This is a genomic window from Nonomuraea turkmeniaca (genome assembly GCF_005889735.1).
In the GTDB taxonomy this organism is placed as follows: Bacteria; Actinomycetota; Actinomycetes; order Streptosporangiales; family Streptosporangiaceae; genus Nonomuraea; species Nonomuraea turkmeniaca.
Window position 1 is genome coordinate 1 of the sequence record NZ_VCKY01000090.1, and the last position, 18,109, is coordinate 18,109.

Sequence of the window (18,109 nt, forward strand, 5' to 3'; positions counted from 1 at the left end):
CCGCCGCCCACCCCCGTCACCACGCCCAGCAGGGCCGCGTGCAGCGGGCTCAGCCCGTACTCCAGCGCCTTCTCCGTCCCCACCGCGCAAAAGAGCCCGAGCCCGGCCGCGTCCAGTACGAGGATGGCCGGCATCACCCGGGCCACGTGCGGATGCCAGAAGAACACGATCGCCGTGGCCGCCACCGGCACCAGCACGTAGCCGAGGCTCTGGAAGGCGGTCGGCCGCACGTTCAGGATGAGGTCGCGCACCACGCCGCCGCCCAGGGCGGTCATCTCGGCCAGCACCATCATCCCGACCACGTCGAGCCGCTTGCGCACCCCCATGAGCGCACCGGACAGGGCGAAGACGAAGATCCCGACGAGATCGAGCAGCTGCGACACGTCGCCATGTCTACCGTATGGCCTCGGCGTGGAAGTGCTCGGCCATCAGCACCCGCAGCCGCCGCGTGAACATGAACAGCGCCACCCCGGCCACGATCGCCAGCACCGCCAGCACCAGGTAGTACGCGGGATCGGACAACACCCGGCTCAGCCGGCCGGTCTGCCCGCCGACCGCGTCGCCCACCGACACCGCGATGAACCACACCCCGAGCATCTGCGCCTTGAACGCCTCCGGCGCCAGCTTCGTCGTCACCGACAACCCGACCGGGCTGAGCGACAGCTCCCCGAACACCTGGATCACGTACACCAGCACCAGCCACCACACCGACACCCGCCCGGCCCCCGCCAGCCCGGCCGCGATGGCCATGACCACGAAGCTCAGCCCCACCATGATCAACGCGAACCCGAACTTCTGCGGCGTGCTCACCCGTGTGCCCAGCCGCACCCACAGCGCGGCGAACACCGGCACGAAGATCATGATGAACAGCGGGTTGAACGACTGCGTCGTGGCCGCCTGGATCCGGAGCCCGAACAGCGACAGGTCGGTATGGTCTTCGGCGAAGAACAGCAGCTTGCTCGGCGCCAGGTCGTAGATCATCCAGAAGATCGCCGCGGCGATGAACAACCAGATGTACGCTTTCATCCGGTCCCGCTCGTCCTCGGTGAGATGGTGACCGCCCGTCATGATGTAGGCGTAGTACGCCACCGGCACCACCAGGATGATCAGCGTGATCACGATCGTGAGCCCGTCGATGGTCAGCGTGCCCGTCACCGCCCACAAGCCCAGCGCGACCACCGCCGCGCCCGTCCCGAGGCCCGCCACCCGGCCGAAGCGGCGCCGCTCGGCGGGGGACAGGCGCAGTCCAGGACGTTCGCCGACGCCGCGCAGGGACCGGCCGCCCCACACGTACTGGATCAGGCCGAGCGCCATGCCGACCGCGGCCGCGCCGAACCCCAGGTGCCAGCGGTCGCCGGCGGCCAGCCAGCCGACCACGATGGGCGCGAAGAACGCGCCCAGGTTGATGCCCAGGTAGAACAGCGAGAACCCGGCGTCCCTCCGCCCGTCCTCGTCCTCGTCGTAGAGCCGGCCCACCATGACGGAGACGTTGGGCTTGAGCAGGCCCGTGCCGGAGATGATCAGCAGCAGGCCCAGCCACACGAAGAACGGCGTCGTCACCGGGATCGCCATGCTGATGTGGCCCAGCATGATGACGAACCCGCCCCAGAACACCGACCTGCGTGGCCCGAGTATGCGGTCGGCGATCCACCCGCCGGGCAGTGCCACCAGGTAGACCAGCGCCTGGTAGACGCCGACGACCGCCTGCGCCGTCTCCGGCGACATGCCCAGGCCCTCCCGCGCCGGGGACGCCGCCATGAACGTGGCCAGGATGGCGCGCATCCCGTACCAGCTGAACCGCTCCCACATCTCGGTGCCGAACAGCGTCGCCAGTCCCCAAGGGTGCCCGAAGAACGTCCTGCCGCCCGTCATGGATGAACCCCCCCGAATCGCATCCGTTCGATTACTCTACGTGAAGGCCGTTCGCGGGGTCTTGCCGCTACCCGGGACGTGTGGTGCGATGCATGCCACTCGTGCAAGTGAATACTGACGGGAGGCGCGCCATGGCCGAAGTCCTCGAGGTCCGGGCCGAGATCGAGCAGCAGATCGCCGGCCGTACCGTATGCCGGCAACTGCAGCAGGTGGCCGAGCGGCATCCCGACGCACCCGCCTACTCCGACCCGGAGGGCGATGGCTGGCGCACGCTGACGTACGCGCAGGCGCGGCAGCGGGTCCTGGAGATCGCGGCCGCCTTCGCCGCGCTGGGGCTCGAGCCCGGTGAATCCGTGGCGCTGATGATGGTGAACCGGAGCGAGCACGTGCTCGCCGACCTCGGCGCGGTGCACGCGGGTGGCGTCGGCTGCACGGTGTACTCGACGTTCGCCCCCGAGCAGATCGAGTTCGTGGCCGAGAACGTGGGCGCCAAGTACGCCGTGCTCGGCGGTCCCGCCGAGCTGGCCCGCTGGCAGCCGGTGCTCGACCAGCTCACCGGCCTGCGCAGGATCATCATGCTGGAGGGGGTGCCGTCCGGCGACGACCGGTTCATGACGTGGGCGGACTTCCTGGAGCTCGGCCGCGACCGGCTGGCCGACGATCCCACCCAGGTGGAGGACCGCTGGCGTGCCGTGACCCCCGGCGACGTCGTCACCGTCCTGTACACCTCCGGCACCACCGGCATGCCCAAGGGCGTCCCGCTCACCCACGGCAACGTCTTCTACGAGGTCGCCGCCACGGACCGGCTCACCTCACTGCCGACGCTGGGCACGCAGATCTCCTATCTCACGTACGCGCACATCGCCGAGCGCATCCTCAGCCTCTACCTGCCACTGGTGAAGGTCTCCCACGTGCACTTCTGCACCGACCTGGCCAACCTGGGCGCCACGCTGGGACAGGTCAGGCCGATGATGTTCTTCGGCGTGCCGCGGGTGTGGGAGAAGATGATGGCCCGCCTGCTCGCCGTGCTCGCCACCCAGCCGGAGGAGCAGCAGGCCGCCGTCCGCGCCGCCATGGCGGCCGGCCAGGCGTACGTCGAGGCCGGCCAGTACGGCCGCACCATCACCCCCGAGATCCAGGCCGCCTACGACAAGGCCGACGCCGACCTCCTGTCGATCATCCGCGGCATGATCGGGTTCGACCGCGCCGAGTGGACCGCCACCGGCGCCGCGCCCCTCGCCGACGAGGTGCAGCACTTCTACGCCGGGCTCGGCCTCAAGGTCATCGACGTGTACGGCATGACCGAGACGACCGGCGCGTTCACCGGCAACAGTCCCGCCTGTTACCGCCTGGGCACCGTCGGCAGGGCCGAGCCGGGCGTCGAGATCCGCATCGCCGAGGACGGCGAGCTCCTCACCCGCAGCCCGCTCAACACCCGCGGCTACCTCAACCGCCTCGAGGCCACCGCCGAGCTGATCGACGCCGACGGCTGGCTGCACACCGGCGACATCGGCACGGTCGACGAAGACGGCTTCTACCGGGTGGTGGACCGCAAGAAGGAGCTCATCATCACCGCCGGCGGCGAGAACATCTCCCCGGCCGAGATCGAGAACCACCTCAAGCAGCACCCGCTGATCGGCCAGGCCCTCGCGTACGGCGATCGGCGGCCGCACACCGTGGCCGTGCTCACCCTCGACGGCGAGGTGGCGCCGGGCTGGGCGCAGACCCGCGGCATCACGTTCGGCTCGCTCGCCGAGCTGGCCGAGCACCCTGAGGTGCTCAAGGAGGTGGGAGCCGCCGTCGAGGCCGCGAACGCCAAGCTGGCCAGGGTGCAGCAGGTCAAGAAGTGGGCGCTGCTCGGCACCGAGTGGACCGCCGAGACCGAGGAGCTCACCCCGAGCCTCAAGCTCAAGAGGCGGATCATCCACGCGAAGTACGCCGACGTCATCGAAGGGCTCTACGCCGAGTCGCGGTAAGCGGCCGATCCCGGTTTTGCCATTCGGGGCGTGTGTTGTGGTCCTGGTCATTACCGGCCGGTTCCTACCGTCTCGATCATGACCAGAGGACTGCTTCTCGTCTCGCTCGCGGCGGGGGCGCTCACGGCGCCGCCCGCGCCCGCGTCCGCCGCCGCGACCGAACTCGCCATCCGAGCCATCACCGTACGTCCCGCGGAGCCCGTGGTCGGGGCGCAAGGCTCCGTCCGCCTGGTGATCGACGTGGTCGCCAAGGGGGCGCAGAGCAAGAACGGCGTCACCGTCAAGGTCGAGCCGGGCGCCCCGCCGGGGCCGCTGCTGGCGTCCAAACCACCGGTCGCGGCTCCGTCGCCGGCCCCGTCACCGTCCATCCCGGTGCCGTCTCCGTCGCTGTCCCTGCCCGCCCCGTCGCCATCGGTCCCGTCCGTCCCGGCCCCGTCACCGTCGGCCGCCACGCAACCAGGTACGAACCAGCCGATCGACCCGATCCAGTCACTCGAGCCGTACCAGTCCAGCCCGCCGATCCAGAACGCCGGACCGATCCAGCCCGTCGAGCCGGCTCAGGGAGTGCTGGCCCCCGGGCCGCTCCAGGGCGCGGCGCCGGCCGTCGAGAACGGAGCACAGTCCGCCCTCCCGCCGCGGCTGGTGTGGCGGCTGGGGGCGAGCCCGGCCGCCGCCCGCATGGCCGACGGCTGGGAGACCTGGCGTTTCCTGCCGGACAAGCGACTGAGCCGCTTCTACCCGACGGGCATCTGGACCATCAGCGCCACCGCGAGGGCGGCGAACGGGGCGACGGTGACGGAGTACGCGTCGTTCCAGTTCAGGCGGGAGACCAGGCTCGCCGAGGTACGGGCGGACCAGGCCAGGGGCGTGGTCCGCGTGCGCGGCTCGCTCACCAGGGTGGACCCGCGCGGCGTCACCGACTACGGCCCATTCGGCAAGCAGCGGCTGGAGATCCTCTGGCGCGGCAACGCCGAGGGCGCGTGGGAGCGGGTCGGTGAGACGACGACGGACGCCGCGGGAGTCTTCGTGAGCACGATCTCGGACCGCACGGGCGGCCAGTGGCGCGTTCGCTACGCAGGAACAGGGCACTACGCCCCAGATGTCTCAAAATCCCAGGAAATAGCCCAATAGCTCACTTACTGGCATCGTGTGGGCGTTGCGCAATCGTGATCAACTTTACCGCAACTTTTCCTTACCCTTACGCGTCATTGGCAGATGACGCGCCCCGCTCGGGTCGCGTCTGACACGGGGAAGGAAAGTCACTTGAAGATGCGACGTCTCGCCGCCGGCCTGGCGGCCGCCGCCATGTGTGCCACCGTGGTGGCCACGGCGGCCTCGCCCGCACTCGCGGACGAGGTGGACCCGGACTTCGCCGGCGGCAACACGAGCCTGGCGTTCGACGCGAACCCGGAGCCCGCCTGGCGCGGCAAGCCCATCGATCTCGAGGGCAAGCTCTCCGTGGAGTGCGAGGAGGACTACATCAGCGGGTTCGTGTCGGTGCACCACGCCGACTCCTGCAAGAAGCAGGAGCGCTGGCACCGCCTCGCCTGGAAGCGGATCGTGATCCTCTTCCAGCCGGACGGCAGCGGCAAGTGGGAGTACGTGGACACGATCAGGACCCGCGGCAACGGCTACTTCCACACCACGGTGCCGGCCCGCACGTCGGGCACGTGGCGCGCGGTCTTCCAGGGCGCCAAGTGGCTGGAGCCCTCGGAGGGCACGGACTGGGTCAAGGTCATCGGCCGCCACCACCACTAGCATCATCCGGACGCCCGGCCGGCTCCGGCCGGGCGTCCGCCATGTCCGGCGCACACACGCGGGCACGGTGCGTCGGTGGCGCCCCGACCCGCCCACGCCGGCCGGGTCGTCAGAAGGACACGGCCACCTGCGCCCGGCGGTGCCCGCCGCCGTCGGCCTCGTCCACCACCGCCACCGCCAGGTCGGCGAACGAGAACACCGGCTCACCGGCCGCCGCCTCCGGCACCCGCCCGCCCCCGATCCGATACCGGCCGGTCCGCTCGGCCTCCTCGTCCAGGAACACGGGCGGCGGCGCGAGCACCACCCAGTCCAGGTCCGACTGCTCGTACACGGGAATCTCCGCCGCGTGCCCCAGCGAGAACGCCCGCGCATCGTCGGGGAACCCGGGCGTGTCCGCCAGCCGGACCCCCGGCGCGACCTCCAGCAGGCTGCCGATGCCGATCGCCACCAGGCGGCGCACCCCGGCCCGCGTCAGCCCCTCCACCAGGGCGCCGGCCGCCGCCGCGTAGAACTCCTCCGACGGCATGTCCATCCGGGCCGCCGCCTGCACCGCCGCGTCGTGCCCTGCCGCGGCAGCCGCCACGCTCGCGGCATCGGTGACGTCGCCGGCCACCACCCGCACACCATCGCGCGCCAGGTCCCCGTGCCTGCCGGGATCGCGTACCACGGCCGTCACCTCGTGCCCACGCCCGGCCGCCTCCGCGACCACCCGCCGGCCGGCCCGTCCGCCCGCGCCGAAAACCACGATCTTGCCCATCGCCGTCACGCTCCGTTCCGCTCATGACCGCCGGACTTCCCGGCCGCCCCGCAGACGGTAAAGGACGACCTGTCGCTATCCGCAACGATAGGGTGACGGGCATGGGAGTGCCGCTCGATCCGGACATGTTCGCCGGCTGCCCGCCCGTCGCCGCGCCCGTCCGCATCGGCGACAAGTGGACCGCGAAGATCATCCGCTGCCTGGAGTCGGGACCGCGGCGCTTCACCGAGCTCCAGACGCCGCTGCGCGGCATCACCCCGAAGGTCCTCACCGCGTCCCTGCGCGCCATGGAACGCGACGGCCTGCTCACCCGCACCGCGTACGACGAGATCCCGCCACGCGTCGAGTACGCGCTCACCGAGCTCGGCCGCAGCCTGCTCGAACCCATGAACGCCGGCTGCGAATGGTCCAGGAGGCACCTGGCCGAGCTGATGCGCGCCCGCGAGACGTGGGAGGCGGCCGGCCGGTAGGCCGTCGTCCACATGCGGGCACCCATGTGCGCAGGACGCAATCCGCGTGAATCGCCGAGGACGCCGCCGAAGACGACTCGCCGCGGAGCGGAATCGATCTAGGCACGGATGCGTTGTCGTGCGGGGAAGGGTCAATTTTGGGTGGTCGCCGACGGGCGTCGTAGGCTGGCCCTCTGGCGAACGAACAGGAGGTGACGCCCCGTGTTGCGAGACTCGTTCGGACGGGTGGCGACAGATCTTCGGGTGTCCCTCACGGACAAGTGCAACCTGCGCTGCACGTACTGCATGCCGCCCGAGGGTCTCGACTGGCTGCCCAACGCCCAGCTTCTGACCGCCGACGAGATCGTCCGCCTGGTGCGGATCGGCGTGGAACGGCTCGGCATCACCGAGGTCCGCTACACCGGCGGCGAGCCGCTGCTGCGGCGCGAGCTGGTCGACATCGTGGCCCGCACCACCGAGCTCCAGCCGCGCCCGCAGGTCTCGCTGACCACCAACGGCATCGGGCTGGCCCGCCTGGCCGAGTCCCTGGCCGCCGCCGGGCTCGACCGGGTCAACGTCTCGCTCGACACGCTCGACCCCGAGACGTTCAAGCGGCTCGCGCACCGCGACCGGCACGCCGACGTGATCGCCGGACTGGCCGCCGCCGACCGGACCGGGCTGCGCCCCGTCAAGGTCAACGCCGTGCTCATGCGCGGGCTCAACGAGCACGAGGCCGTCCCGCTGCTGCGCTGGTGCCTCGAGCAGGGTTACGAGCTGCGCTTCATCGAGCAGATGCCGCTCGACGCCCAGCACGGCTGGAGCCGCGAGGAGATGGTCACCGCCGACGAGATCCTGGGCCTGCTGTCGGCCGGGTTCGATCTCACGGCCGACGACCTGGAGGAGCGCGGCAGCGCGCCCGCCGAGCGGTTCCTCGTCGACGGCGGGCCGGCCAGGGTCGGCGTGATCGGCTCGGTGACGCGGCCGTTCTGCGGCGCTTGCGACCGGGTCAGGCTCACCGCCGACGGCCAGATCCGCAACTGCCTGTTCGCCACCGAAGAGTCCGACCTGAAGACGTCCATGCGGGCGGGCGCGTCGGACGACGAGCTGGCCGATCGGTGGGTCGCGGCGGTGGCTCGCAAGCGCGCCGGCCACGGCATCGACGACCCGTCCTTCCTGCAGCCGTCCCGCCCGATGTCCGCCATCGGCGGCTAGCGATCCGGCGCGGCATGACCCATGACGCGGTGATCCTGGCCGGGGGAGAGGCCCGGCCGGGCGGCCGCGACAGATCCGGCCTCACCGTCGGCGCCACATCCCTCGTGGAGAACGTCGTCGCGGCCTGCTCCGGCGCCCGCCGCACGATCGTTGTCGGTCCCGGCGCGCCGGCGAGCCGCCTTTCCTGAGGGAAGCGGACGCGCACGCTCCTCGAGGCCACCGGATCCGGTCATGGGCGGTGGTGATCGACGACGGCGGCCGCGAGCAGTGGCTCACCGACACGCGCCTGACGCTGTCCGGACGCCCGTGCTTCGATTGCGACACAATGGACGATCTGGAGGAGGCTCGTATGAACGTGCTCAATGAATGGACCGCGCTGGCCTGCAAGGAGCTGGGCATCGACCCCGCGACCGTGGACCGCGACCTGATTCTCGAACTGACCAAGGAGGTCGCCCACGGCGTCGCCCGCCCGGCCGCGCCGCTGACGGCGTACTTGCTCGGCCTGGCCCAAGGGGCCGGGACCGCTCCCGAGGACGCCGTGGCCAGACTGACCACATTGGCGAAGAACTGGAGCCGCGCCACCGCCGAGACGCTGACAGACGACTGACACTCGAACGAACTCTTGAAGTCAAGCCCGCTCTCCGCCTGAAAGTTTCCTGTGAATTCTGGGCGAGAGCGGGTGTAAACGATTTCGGGAAAGCAGCCCTACCGACTTCCCGGCGGCGCCGCACTAGATCGTCTGGCCGGCAAAGGCTTGCCAGGAAAAGGGCGACGCCGGGTGGTTACGGGGGCAAACCACCCGGCGTCGCTTCATCGGCGTTCCGACGGGGGCCCGGAACGCCGGCACCAGCACTCCGACGGGGGACCGGAGCGCTTGGCTAAAGCGTACACCTACAACCCATGGGATGCGTCAAGACTTAGTCACGACCCGATCTCGCGTCGATGCAGCGGTATCTCGGTTTGGTTAGCCTCAGGGCTCTGAAAGGTAGGAGGCGGGGAAGGGTTCCCCCTCTCATTGGCCCCGATTACCGCTATGTATGGCAAAAAGACCGCCGCCGCGATGAACAGCAGCCGGTACGGCCACGGCACCGGCACCACGACCGCCAGGATCAGGCAGATCGTCCGGATTCCCATCTTGATGAGGTAGCTGATCTCGCGCTTGCGGATGTCGGCCGACAGCGACGGCCTGGCGTCGGTGACCTGGTGGACGTCTGGCTTCCTGCGCCACCTCATCGTCTTGGTCCTTTACCGGAGACTCCGTCTTTCAGGACGGAGCGAAAGCCTGCAGAGTATCGGTGAGTGATGCTACGGTTACGAGCGAGTGATGGGCGGGGCCGAAGGCACCGGTGCGACCGGGAAACGGCTCGTGGCCCGCTACCGGCCATCACTCCATCGCGGGCGACATGCCGCCCGGGGCGTTGTCAACCGCCCGTACGCTACGGTCGCCCGGCGTCCGGCCGGAAATACTCGAGAGCAAGCCCCCTCCCCTCGGGTGGGTGGCAGCTGACATCTTCCACCGTAGACCTCGGACGAATGGGGGCGCGAATGCGCACCCCGTCGCGGACGGGGGTCATACGATCATGGCCTTCGAGTAAGGAGGATACGGAGATGACGGATCGAACGTACCGGGTCACCGAGATAGTCGGAACGTCGGGGGAGAGCGTCGACGAGGCCATCCGCAACGGCATCCGGCGCGCTTCGCAGACCCTGCGCCATCTGGACTGGTTCGAGGTGACGGAGATCCGCGGCTACATCGACGCGGGCGAGGTCGCGCACTTCCAGGTCGGCCTGAAGGTGGGTTTCCGCCTGGAAGACGCCTGAGCGGCGTTCTGGGGGCTTTCTGGGGGCTTTCGGGGGATGACAGGGCGGGCGCCGGACGGCACACTGCGGGCATGGGGAGCCGTACCGTGGCGTTGCTGGCGGCGCTGGCCGTCGCCATGGCGCCCGCCGCCTGCGCCACCGGAGCCCCGCGGGAAGCGGCCCGCCAGGAGAGCACCGCCACCGGGATCCTGCGCCAGACCCCAGACCAGGTCGCCCGTACGGTGAGCAGCCTGCGCCTGGTGGACGGCGCCCTGCCCCTGTACGAGATGACCTACCACGGCGGCTACGACGCCGAGGCCCCGCTCACCGACGCCGAGCTGGCCAGGAAGGCCACCGGATGGGCCTGCTCGCTGTTCCACCGCCCTGGCGAGTTCGGCAGGAACTTCGACTGGGACCCCAACCCCGCCATGATCGTCCACGCCCGCCCGCCCGGCGGCCACGCCTCGGTCTCCCTCGTGGACGTCTCCTACCTGCTCGCCGCCCCCGGCCCGCCCGACCTGGCCGACCCCCAGGACAGGCGGCGGCTGGCCCACGCGGTGCTGGCCCCGTTCGACGGCATGAACGACAAGGGCCTGGCCGTCGGCCTGGCCGCCGCGCCCGACGCGCAACTGCCGGAGCGAAACCCCGGACGCGTCACGGTGAGCGGCGTGCGCATCATCCGGCTGCTGCTCGACCGCGCCGCCACCGTCCCCGAGGCCATCGCCCTGATGCGCCGCTACGACCTGGACTTCACCGGCGGCCCGCAGCTCCACTACCTGATCGCCGACCGGTCGGGCAGGTCCGCGGTCGTCGAGTACGGCGCCGGCCGCATGAACGTCATCGACGACCGCTACCTCACCAACATCACGATGACCGGCACCCGCCGGACCGCAAGGCTGGCCGACCCGCGCTACCGGAAGCTGGCCGAGGGCGGCGAGGTGGACGCGTTCGCCCTGCTCAAGAGCGTGGCCCAGCCGCACACCCGCTGGTCCGTCGTCTACGACCTCGACGCGGGCACCGCCAGGCTGGTCGCCGCGCAGCGCTGGGACAGCGTCCACACCCTCCGCCTCTCGCGAGACGACCCGAGCGGTTAGATTGGCCGATGTGAGGGCCGAGTTCCGTATTCTCCTGGTGTGTACGGCCAACATCTGCCGTTCCGCCATGGCCGAGGTGATCGCCGGGGCGATGCTCCAGTCCGCGGCCCTGCCCGTGACGACGGGCAGCGCGGGCGTCCGCGCCCTGGTCGGCCACCCGATGGCGCCGCACGCGGTGGGCGCGCTGGCCAAGCTCGGCCTCGACGGGCGGGCACACCGGGCCCGCCTGCTGGACCTAGACCTCGTCAGGTCGGCGGACCTGCTGCTGACGATGGAGGCCGCGCACGTCGCCGTCGCGGTCGGCCTCGACCCGGCGGCCGCGCACAAGTCGTTCACGCTGCCGGAGTTCGCCGCGCTCGCCTCCGGCGCCGGGGGCCGTCGTTACCGCTCCGACACGGTGGAACGAGCGCGCGCCATCGTCCGGTCGGCCGCCGAACGCCGCGACCGACAGCGTGTGATGGATGTGTACGACCCGTACGGGGGCCCGCCGGAGGGCTACGAGGCCTGCGCCAAAACTCTCGGCGCATCCCTCAGCCATGCTCTCGGCGCCCTCCTCGGTCCCCGCTGAGCATCGACGAGTCCGCCCGCCTGCCGAGGGCCAGTGGAGCCCTCGGGTCTCCTTCGTCACCGAGGGCGTCGAAAGGCCGTCGTGCCGGCCAAGGAGACCCTCAGAGGGCGTGACCCACGTACGCTATCGGGTGGTCAGCTCGCCTGGCTGACCGTGGACATGTTGAAGTCCGGCACCCGCACCGGCGGCATGATCGTCCGCTGGAAGTAGTCGTTCCACTCGCGCGGCAACGTCCGCTCGTTCGCCCCCACCTCCGTCACCCGTCCCAGCAGGTCCACCGGGCTCTCGTTGAAGCGGAAGTTGTTCACCTCGCCCACGACCTCGCCGTGCTCCACCAGGTAGACCCCGTCCCGGGTCAGCCCGGTCACCAGCAGCGTCTGCGGATCGACCTCACGGATGTACCACAGGCAGGTGACGAGCAGCCCGTGCTGCGTGGAGGCGATCATCTCCTCCAGGGACCGGCCGCCCTCGGCCCCGGTCATGATGAGGTTGTCGATGCCGGGCGTCACGGCCAGCCCGCTCAGCTCCGCCGAGTAACGCGTCTGCAGCAGCGCCTCGAGCCGGCCGTCCTTGATCCAGCCGGTCGGCTCCAGCGGCAGCCCGTTGTCGAAGACCGAGCTCTGCCGGCTGGAGGCGTGGGCCGTCACGAACGGTGCGCACGCGATGCCGGGCGCGCCCGGATCGCTCGACAACGTCACCGGCAGCGTGCCCAGCTGCTCGCCCACCCGGGTGCCCCCGCCGGGCTTGGAGAACACCGACCGCCCGTCGAGCGCGTTCCTGGCCCCCGCGGACCAGTACAGGTAGATCATCAGGTCGGCCACCGCGCTGGGCGGCAGCAGCGTCTCGTAGCGCCCGGCCGGCAGGTCCACCCGGGTCTTGGCCCACTCCAGCCGCTGCGCCAGCGAGGAGTCGAGCGCGGCCACGTCCACGTCCGTGAAGTCCTGCGTGGACACGCCCGTCCACGCCGACCGCTTCAGGTCGCTCGACTTGGCGTTGAGCTCCAGCCGTCCGGTCGGCTGGTCGTGACGGAGTCGCAGGCCCGTGGAGGTGCCGAGGAAGGTCGAGGTGAGCGAGTGCTCGGCGAAGCCGTACAACTTCCTGCCGCCTGCCTCGGCGGCCGCGAACGACTCGCCGAGCGCCGCGGCGAAACCCTCGAACACCCCGATGTCCGTCGGCCGCACGTCCGCGTCCCAATGGGACGACTGCGGCACGCCTTCGACGAGCGGGCGGGCGTCCTCGGCCGGTTGCGCGCCGCGCGCCGCCGCGTCCGCCGCCGCGACGACGCCGGCGAGCTGCTCATCGCGTACGGAGGCCCGCGACACGACCCCCACACCCTCGCCCGCGATCGAGATCACGGTCAGCCGGGACGAGCGGGCGACGCCGTTCGTGGTGAGCGTGTTGCCCGCGAACCGCAGGTTGGCCGTGGACTCCTCGTCCACGAGCACCACGCATCCGTCGTTCTGGGAGAGCTCCAGCGCCCTCTCCACCATCTCCTGGGGACCCACTACTTGCCACCCTCCTGCACGGTGTTAAGGATCCGCACGCCCTTGAACAGCGCCGACGGGCATCCGTGACTGACCGGGGCCACCTGCCCCGGCTGGCCCTTGCCGCAGTTGAACGCCCCGCCCAGCACGTACGTGTCCGGCCCGCCGACCGCCTCCATCGACTGCCAGAAGTCCGTCGTCGTCGCCTGGTAGGCGAAGTCCCTGATCTGCCCGGCCAGCTTCCCGTGCGAGATCCGGTACGCCCGCTGCCCGGTGAACTGGAAGTTGTAGCGCTGCATGTCGATCGACCAGCTCTTGTCGCCGACGATGTAGACGCCCCGCTCCACCCCGGAGATCAGCTCGTCGGTCGACGGCCCGTCCGGCGCCGGCATCAGCGACACGTTCGCCATCCGCTGGATCGGCATGTGCCCCGGCGAGTCGGCGAACGCGCACCCGTTGGACCGTCCGAACCCCTTCATCAGCGCCATCCGCCGGTCCAGCTGGTAACCGACCAGGATGCCGTCCCTGACGATGTCGAAACTCTGCCCCTGCACGCCCTCGTCGTCGTAGCCGATCGTGGCCAGACCGTGCGTGACGGTCCTGTCGCCGGTCACGTTCATCAGCGGCGATCCGTAGACCAGCTCGTTGAGCTGGTCGAACGTGGCGAAGCTGGTGCCCGCGTAGGCCGCCTCGTAGCCGAGCGCCCGGTCCAGCTCGGTCGCGTGGCCGATCGACTCGTGGATCGTCAGCCACAGGTTGGACGGGTCGATCACCAGGTCGTAGTCGCCCGCCTCGACCGACGGCGCCGCCAGCTTCTCCGCCAGCAGCTCGGGCAGCCTGGCCAGCTCGCCCTGCCAGTCCCAGCCGGTGCCGGTCAGGTATTCGTACCCGCGGCCGGCCGGCGGCGCGATCGTCGACATGTCGTCGAACCCGCTCTCGTGCGCCTTCATCGCGTTGAGCTTGGGATGCACCCGCACCCGCTGCTGCGTGGTCAGCGTGCCCGCCGTGTCGGCGTAGAACTTCTGCTCCTTGACCTGCAGCAGCCGCGCCGACACGTGGTCGGCGCCCTTCATCAGCCCGGCCGACCACTCCGCCAGCAGGCTCACCTTGTCGGCCTGAGACACGTCGAACGGGTCCACGTCGTACGACGACACCCACACGGCCTCGGCGTGCACCGGCTCCGGCGCCAGCTCGATGGGCTCCCTGTTGATGGGCGCGGACACCTCCGCCACCCGCACCGCCTGCTCGGCCACCACCGCGGCGGCCTCGGGCGTCAGGTGGATCCCGGCGGCGAACCCCCAGGTGCCGCCCTTGACGACCCGGACGGCGTAGCCCAGGTCGTCGGCGTCCATGGCGCCCTCGAGCCGGGTGTCGTAGAGACTGAGCGTCTCGGCTCTGACGCGTTCGAGCCGGAAGTCGGCGTGCTCGGCGCCGAGGTCACGAGCGCGTTGCAAGGCGGCGTCCGCGAGCTGCCGCAGCGGCAGCTCCAGGAAATCGGGATCGATCTGGCGCATGTCCACGATCCTAACCCCGTGATCTTGTACCACCCGGACAACCGGATACCGGCGAGTAGGAGATAGCGTCAGGTGACATGGCACGCTCTGTACTCGTCACCGGGGGCAATCGCGGCATAGGCCTCGCGATCGCCCGTGAACTCGCCGCGGCCGGCGACGCCGTCGCGGTCACCTACCGATCGGGGGAGCCGCCCGAGGGCCTGTTCGGCGTGCGCTGCGACGTCACCAGCACCGCCGACGTCGAGGCCGCCTTCGACAAGATCGAAGCCGAGCAGGGCCCGGTCGAGGTCCTGGTCTCCAACGCCGGCATCACCAAGGACACGCTGCTGGCGATGATGAAGGAGGACGCCTTCACCGACGTCATCGACGCCAACCTGACCGGCGCCTTCCGTGTCGCCAAGCGGGCCATCCGCCCGATGATGAAGCTCAAGCGCGGCCGGATCGTCCTCATCTCCTCCGTCGTTGGCCTGTCCGGCCAGGCCGGACAGGCCAACTACGCCGCCTCCAAGGCCGGCCTGGTCGGCTTCGCCCGCTCTCTGGCCCGCGAGTACGGCTCTCGCAACATCACGGTCAACGTGGTCTCGCCCGGATTCGTCGCCACCGACATGACGGCCGACCTCGACCACGAGAAGATCGTCGCGAACATCCCTCTCGGCCGGCAGGCGGCCCCCGAGGAGATCGCGCGTGTCGTGCGCTTCCTGGCGAGCGACGACGCCTCCTATATCACCGGGGCCGTGATCCCGGTCGACGGCGGACTCGGAATGGGGCACTGACGTGGGCATTCTCGAAGGCAAGCGGATCCTCGTGACGGGGGTCCTGACGGACGCGTCGATCGCGTTCTCGGTCGCCAAACTCGCCCAGGAGGAGGGCGCCACGGTCGTCCTCACCGGCTTCGGCCGGCTCAGCCTGGTGGAGCGCATCGCCAAGCGCCTGCCCTCACCGGCGCCGGTCCTGGAGCTCGACGTGCAGAGCACCGAGCACCTCGACACGCTGGCCGCCCGGGTCGGCGAGCACGTCGACGGCCTCGACGGGGTCGTCCACTCGATCGGTTTCGCCCCGCAGAGCGCGCTCGGCGGCAACTTCCTCAACACCTCGTGGGAGGACGTCGCCACCGCGCTGCAGGTGTCGACGTACTCGTTCAAGTCGCTGGCCGTGGCCTGCCTGCCGCTCATGAAGGAGGGCGGCGCGATCGTCGGCCTCGACTTCGACGCCTCCAAGGCGTGGCCCGTCTACGACTGGATGGGCGTCGCCAAGGCGGGGCTCGAGTCCTGCAACCGCTACCTGGCCCGGGACCTCGGCAAGCAGAACATCCGCGTCAACCTGGTCGCGGCCGGGCCGCTGCGGACGATGGCGGCCAAGTCGATCCCCGGGTTCAAGGAGTTCGAGGACAGCTGGCCGGAGAAGGCGCCGCTGGGCTGGGACCTGTCCGACACGGTGCCGGCCGCCAAGGCGTGCGTCGCGCTCATGTCCGACTGGTTCCCGGCCACGACCGGCGAGATCGTCCACGTGGACGGCGGCGTCCACGCCATCGGCGCCTGACCACCCGCCACGACCGCGCCGCTGCGGCGGCGCGATCGTGGCCTGGCGCGGTCAGGCCAGCCCGTCAGGCCAGCCGGGTCAGGCCAGCCGGTGCCGGCCGCTGCCGACGCGGGCCGGCTCGAACGGGATCGACTCCACCGGCTCCGTACGCTGCCGACGCTGCTGCACGATCCGCGTGGCCAGCACCGCCGACCCCAGCAGGGCGATCGTCAGCACCGTCCCCAGCACGTCGGAGGCCGGCGGGGTGGGCCGGACCACCTGCCGGTCCTGCATCGGCACCGTGAGCTCGTGCGCGAACGGGTTGGGCCACAGCAGGTCCACCCGCGGCTCGTCGGTGCCGGCGGTCGCCTGCTCGGTCACCGGCCGCCCGTTGTCCATCTGCTGTGGCCGGCTCACCGGTGGCGTGGGGGCGCCGGTCGGCTTGGTGGAGGAGTCCTCGTCGCCTTCGCGTGGCGCGTCGGTGCGGTCAGGGGACGGAGTGGGCCGCGGCGACACCTTGTCGTGCACGGTCTTGTCCTCGCAGGCCAGCACGGGAAGGCACACGTCGCCGAGGCTCTCGGGCACCAGCCCGGTCTTGGTCGGCGTCGCGGACGGCTCGGTGGTCTTGCTGGGCGTGGCGCTGCCGGTCGGGACCGCCTCGCCGACCCGGCCGAGCACCTCGTCGGTGGTCTTGTCCACCCCGCTCGTCACCGGGTCCGTGGTGCCCCCGGTCAGCGAGTCGACCGTGTCGGTGACCGTGGTGACGACGTCACACAGGGTGTTGGTCACGCCGGACAGCAGGCCGCCGTCGCGGGTGCAGTCTTGGTTCGTGGCAGACAGAGTGGTGGTCGCAGTGGCCGACGCCGCGGCCGGGGCGGCGCCCGGGACGGCCGACAGCGCCACCGCGAGAACTCCGGCCGAGATCGCGGTCCTGCTCCCCATCCGTCCCCTCCCGCCTCGCCTCCGAAGGAAATCTTTATGGATATCGCTCGTCAGACGCAGGCTTTTCGCGGGTAAAGTTGCGATTCGGTATCGACTAGTGATACGTGAGTGAGTCTCTCGTTCGTGGTCAGTCGAGTGACGACACGTCATCGAGGGCCTCTCGGATCTCTATGGGCAGCAGCACGTCCTCGGCCGGCAGGGCCCCGGTGAGCTGCGCGTGCGTACGGGCGCCGACGATGGCCGAGGCCACGCCCGGCTGGTCGCGGACCCATGACAGGGCCACGGCCAGCGGCGACACCCCAAGCCCGTCGGCGGCGGTCATGACGGACTCGACCACCCGGCGGCTCCTCTCGTCGAGGTAGGGGCGTACGAAGTCGGCGAAGTGCGGTGTCGCGGCCCGGGAGTCGGCCGGGATGCCGGTGCGGTATTTCCCGGTCAGCACCCCGCGGCCCAGCGGAGACCAAGCCAGCACCCCGACACCCAGGTGGGCGGCGGCGGGCAGCAGCTCGCGTTCGGGCTCGCGGGCCAGCAACGAGTATTCCACTTGGGCCGAGGTGATCGGGATGCGCCCGGGGATCGTCTTCTGGGTGACCGCCGCGGCGGCCAGCTGCCAGCCGGTGTAGTCGCACACGCCCGCGTACACGGCACGGCCGGAGGCGACGATCGCGTCGAGCGCGGCCAGCGTCTCCTCCAGCGGCACGTCCTCGTCGTACGTGTGCAGCTGCCACAGGTCGACGTAGTCGAGCCCGAGGCGGTTGAGCGAGTCGTCGACCGCGGCGATCAGATGGCGCCTGGAGGCGTCGCGCGGGCGCCGGCCCGCCGGCGTCACCACGGCCTTGGTGGAGATCACCAGCTCCGAGCGCGGCACCGAGTCGCGCAGCAGCCGGCCGAGGAGCCGCTCGGCGTCGCCGCCGGTGTAGACGTCGGCCGTGTCGACGAGGGTGCCACCCGCCTCCACGAACGTGCGGAGCTGGGCGGCCGCCTCGTCCGCGTCGGTGTCACGGCCCCAGGTCATCGTGCCGAGCCCCAGCCGGGACACCGACAGGCCGCTGTGGCCGACATAGCGCTGCTCCATGATCCCGCCAGGCTACCAACTAGAGACCTGCTCATCAGGCTGCCGCCCTGCAGCCGTTCGTGGTCAACGCCGGAGCGGCGGTCCCAGATG

20 protein-coding genes are annotated in these 18,109 nt (G+C 70.7%); 12 read left to right on the forward strand and 8 right to left on the reverse strand.

Annotation, left to right across the window (positions count from 1 at the left end):
* Both ETD86_RS25220 and ETD86_RS25225 read right to left on the reverse strand, forming a co-directional pair.
* Positions 1 to 383, reverse strand: a 383-nt coding sequence (locus tag ETD86_RS25220; protein ID WP_211370295.1) for a trimeric intracellular cation channel family protein, incomplete at its 3' end; no start/stop codon positions are given.
* A gap of 10 nt (positions 384 to 393) precedes the next feature.
* Positions 394 to 1,872 carry a peptide MFS transporter gene (locus tag ETD86_RS25225; protein WP_138668639.1) on the reverse strand — a complete coding sequence of 493 codons (1,479 nt, stop codon included), beginning with the start codon at positions 1,870 to 1,872 and terminating at the stop codon, positions 394 to 396.
* 131 nt (positions 1,873 to 2,003) lie between these two features.
* Between ETD86_RS25225 and ETD86_RS25230 the strand changes: the two genes are divergently transcribed.
* The 3 genes from ETD86_RS25230 (at position 2,004) to ETD86_RS25245 (ending at position 5,606) form a co-directional block, all read left to right on the forward strand.
* Positions 2,004 to 3,848, forward strand: a complete 1,845-nt coding sequence (locus ETD86_RS25230; RefSeq protein ID WP_138668640.1) for an AMP-dependent synthetase/ligase — start codon at positions 2,004 to 2,006, stop codon at positions 3,846 to 3,848.
* A 78-nt stretch (positions 3,849 to 3,926) separates the two neighbouring features.
* Positions 3,927 to 4,979 (forward strand): hypothetical protein, encoded by a 1,053-nt coding sequence (locus ETD86_RS55400; protein ID WP_170223255.1) that lies wholly within the window; start codon positions 3,927 to 3,929, stop codon positions 4,977 to 4,979.
* 132 nt (positions 4,980 to 5,111) lie between these two features.
* Positions 5,112 to 5,606 (forward strand): hypothetical protein, encoded by a 495-nt coding sequence (locus ETD86_RS25245; protein WP_138668643.1) that lies wholly within the window; start codon positions 5,112 to 5,114, stop codon positions 5,604 to 5,606.
* Positions 5,607 to 5,715: 109 nt separating this feature from the next.
* Here the strand turns inward: ETD86_RS25245 and ETD86_RS25250 are convergent, their stop codons facing one another.
* A complete protein-coding gene (locus ETD86_RS25250) occupies positions 5,716 to 6,363 on the reverse strand; it encodes an NAD(P)-dependent oxidoreductase (RefSeq protein ID WP_138668644.1) in 648 nt (215 codons plus the stop codon).
* 101 nt (positions 6,364 to 6,464) lie between these two features.
* Here ETD86_RS25250 and ETD86_RS25255 point away from each other — a divergent pair, with 101 nt between their 5' ends.
* The 4 genes from ETD86_RS25255 to ETD86_RS25265 all read left to right on the forward strand — a co-directional run bounded on the left by ETD86_RS25255 (position 6,465) and on the right by ETD86_RS25265 (position 8,631).
* Positions 6,465 to 6,833, forward strand: a complete 369-nt coding sequence (locus ETD86_RS25255) for a winged helix-turn-helix transcriptional regulator (RefSeq protein WP_138668645.1) — start codon at positions 6,465 to 6,467, stop codon at positions 6,831 to 6,833.
* Between the two features lie 201 nt (positions 6,834 to 7,034).
* Positions 7,035 to 8,024 (forward strand): GTP 3',8-cyclase MoaA, encoded by a 990-nt coding sequence (moaA, locus tag ETD86_RS25260; protein WP_138668646.1) that lies wholly within the window; start codon positions 7,035 to 7,037, stop codon positions 8,022 to 8,024.
* 14 nt (positions 8,025 to 8,038) lie between these two features.
* Positions 8,039 to 8,212 carry a glycosyltransferase family protein gene (locus ETD86_RS55405; RefSeq protein WP_170223256.1) on the forward strand — a complete coding sequence of 58 codons (174 nt, stop codon included), beginning with the start codon at positions 8,039 to 8,041 and terminating at the stop codon, positions 8,210 to 8,212.
* Between the two features lie 50 nt (positions 8,213 to 8,262).
* The gene (locus tag ETD86_RS25265; protein ID WP_246148132.1) at positions 8,263 to 8,631 is read left to right on the forward strand and encodes a DUF6457 domain-containing protein; all 369 of its coding nucleotides are present in this window, start codon (positions 8,263 to 8,265) and stop codon (positions 8,629 to 8,631) included.
* A gap of 314 nt (positions 8,632 to 8,945) precedes the next feature.
* On the opposite strand, the gene ETD86_RS25270 is transcribed toward ETD86_RS25265, so the two are convergent.
* Positions 8,946 to 9,257, reverse strand: a complete 312-nt coding sequence (locus ETD86_RS25270; RefSeq protein WP_138668647.1) for a DUF3099 domain-containing protein — start codon at positions 9,255 to 9,257, stop codon at positions 8,946 to 8,948.
* Positions 9,258 to 9,632: 375 nt separating this feature from the next.
* Between ETD86_RS25270 and ETD86_RS25275 the strand changes: the two genes are divergently transcribed.
* The 3 genes from ETD86_RS25275 (at position 9,633) to ETD86_RS25285 (ending at position 11,486) form a co-directional block, all read left to right on the forward strand.
* The gene (locus tag ETD86_RS25275; protein WP_138668648.1) at positions 9,633 to 9,845 is read left to right on the forward strand and encodes a dodecin; all 213 of its coding nucleotides are present in this window, start codon (positions 9,633 to 9,635) and stop codon (positions 9,843 to 9,845) included.
* 71 nt (positions 9,846 to 9,916) lie between these two features.
* Positions 9,917 to 10,918: a linear amide C-N hydrolase gene (locus ETD86_RS25280; protein WP_246148134.1), complete on the forward strand. Its 1,002-nt coding sequence runs from the start codon at positions 9,917 to 9,919 to the stop codon at positions 10,916 to 10,918.
* Positions 10,919 to 10,928: 10 nt separating this feature from the next.
* Entirely contained in the window at positions 10,929 to 11,486 is a 558-nt protein-coding gene (locus ETD86_RS25285) for an arsenate reductase/protein-tyrosine-phosphatase family protein (protein WP_138668649.1), read from the forward strand.
* Between the two features lie 134 nt (positions 11,487 to 11,620).
* Here the strand turns inward: ETD86_RS25285 and ETD86_RS25290 are convergent, their stop codons facing one another.
* The gene (locus tag ETD86_RS25290; RefSeq protein ID WP_246148135.1) at positions 11,621 to 12,991 is read right to left on the reverse strand and encodes a metallopeptidase TldD-related protein; all 1,371 of its coding nucleotides are present in this window, start codon (positions 12,989 to 12,991) and stop codon (positions 11,621 to 11,623) included.
* Positions 12,991 to 14,484, reverse strand: a complete 1,494-nt coding sequence (locus ETD86_RS25295; protein ID WP_138668650.1) for a TldD/PmbA family protein — start codon at positions 14,482 to 14,484, stop codon at positions 12,991 to 12,993. Before ETD86_RS25295 ends, ETD86_RS25290 begins: the two co-directional genes overlap by 1 nt.
* A 77-nt stretch (positions 14,485 to 14,561) precedes the next feature.
* Between ETD86_RS25295 and ETD86_RS25300 the strand changes: the two genes are divergently transcribed.
* A complete protein-coding gene (locus ETD86_RS25300; RefSeq protein ID WP_138668651.1) occupies positions 14,562 to 15,257 on the forward strand; it encodes a beta-ketoacyl-ACP reductase in 696 nt (231 codons plus the stop codon).
* Position 15,258: 1 nt separating this feature from the next.
* Complete coding sequence (fabI, locus tag ETD86_RS25305; protein ID WP_138668652.1) at positions 15,259 to 16,023, forward strand: enoyl-ACP reductase FabI; 765 nt, start codon at positions 15,259 to 15,261, stop codon at positions 16,021 to 16,023.
* Positions 16,024 to 16,101: 78 nt separating this feature from the next.
* Here the strand turns inward: fabI and ETD86_RS25310 are convergent, their stop codons facing one another.
* On the reverse strand, positions 16,102 to 16,944 hold the full coding sequence (locus ETD86_RS25310) for a hypothetical protein (RefSeq protein WP_138668653.1): 843 nt from the start codon (positions 16,942 to 16,944) through the stop codon (positions 16,102 to 16,104).
* 127 nt (positions 16,945 to 17,071) lie between these two features.
* Positions 17,072 to 18,019, reverse strand: a complete 948-nt coding sequence (locus ETD86_RS25315; RefSeq protein ID WP_138668654.1) for an aldo/keto reductase — start codon at positions 18,017 to 18,019, stop codon at positions 17,072 to 17,074.
* Between the last annotated feature and the right edge of the window lie 90 nt (positions 18,020 to 18,109).

Coding starts and splice junctions, on each gene's coding strand:
- ETD86_RS25225 (WP_138668639.1), bottom strand. CDS start 1,872: ATGACGGGCGGCAGGACGTTCTTCGGGCACCCTTGGGGACTGGCGACG.
- ETD86_RS25230 (WP_138668640.1), top strand. CDS start 2,004: ATGGCCGAAGTCCTCGAGGTCCGGGCCGAGATCGAGCAGCAGATCGCC.
- ETD86_RS55400 (WP_170223255.1), top strand. CDS start 3,927: ATGACCAGAGGACTGCTTCTCGTCTCGCTCGCGGCGGGGGCGCTCACG.
- ETD86_RS25250 (WP_138668644.1), bottom strand. CDS start 6,363: ATGGGCAAGATCGTGGTTTTCGGCGCGGGCGGACGGGCCGGCCGGCGG.
- ETD86_RS25255 (WP_138668645.1), top strand. CDS start 6,465: ATGGGAGTGCCGCTCGATCCGGACATGTTCGCCGGCTGCCCGCCCGTC.
- ETD86_RS55405 (WP_170223256.1), top strand. CDS start 8,039: ATGACCCATGACGCGGTGATCCTGGCCGGGGGAGAGGCCCGGCCGGGC.
- ETD86_RS25270 (WP_138668647.1), bottom strand. CDS start 9,257: ATGAGGTGGCGCAGGAAGCCAGACGTCCACCAGGTCACCGACGCCAGG.
- ETD86_RS25275 (WP_138668648.1), top strand. CDS start 9,633: ATGACGGATCGAACGTACCGGGTCACCGAGATAGTCGGAACGTCGGGG.
- ETD86_RS25280 (WP_246148134.1), top strand. CDS start 9,917: ATGGGGAGCCGTACCGTGGCGTTGCTGGCGGCGCTGGCCGTCGCCATG.
- ETD86_RS25295 (WP_138668650.1), bottom strand. CDS start 14,484: ATGCGCCAGATCGATCCCGATTTCCTGGAGCTGCCGCTGCGGCAGCTC.
- ETD86_RS25300 (WP_138668651.1), top strand. CDS start 14,562: ATGGCACGCTCTGTACTCGTCACCGGGGGCAATCGCGGCATAGGCCTC.
- ETD86_RS25310 (WP_138668653.1), bottom strand. CDS start 16,944: ATGGGGAGCAGGACCGCGATCTCGGCCGGAGTTCTCGCGGTGGCGCTG.
- ETD86_RS25315 (WP_138668654.1), bottom strand. CDS start 18,019: ATGGAGCAGCGCTATGTCGGCCACAGCGGCCTGTCGGTGTCCCGGCTG.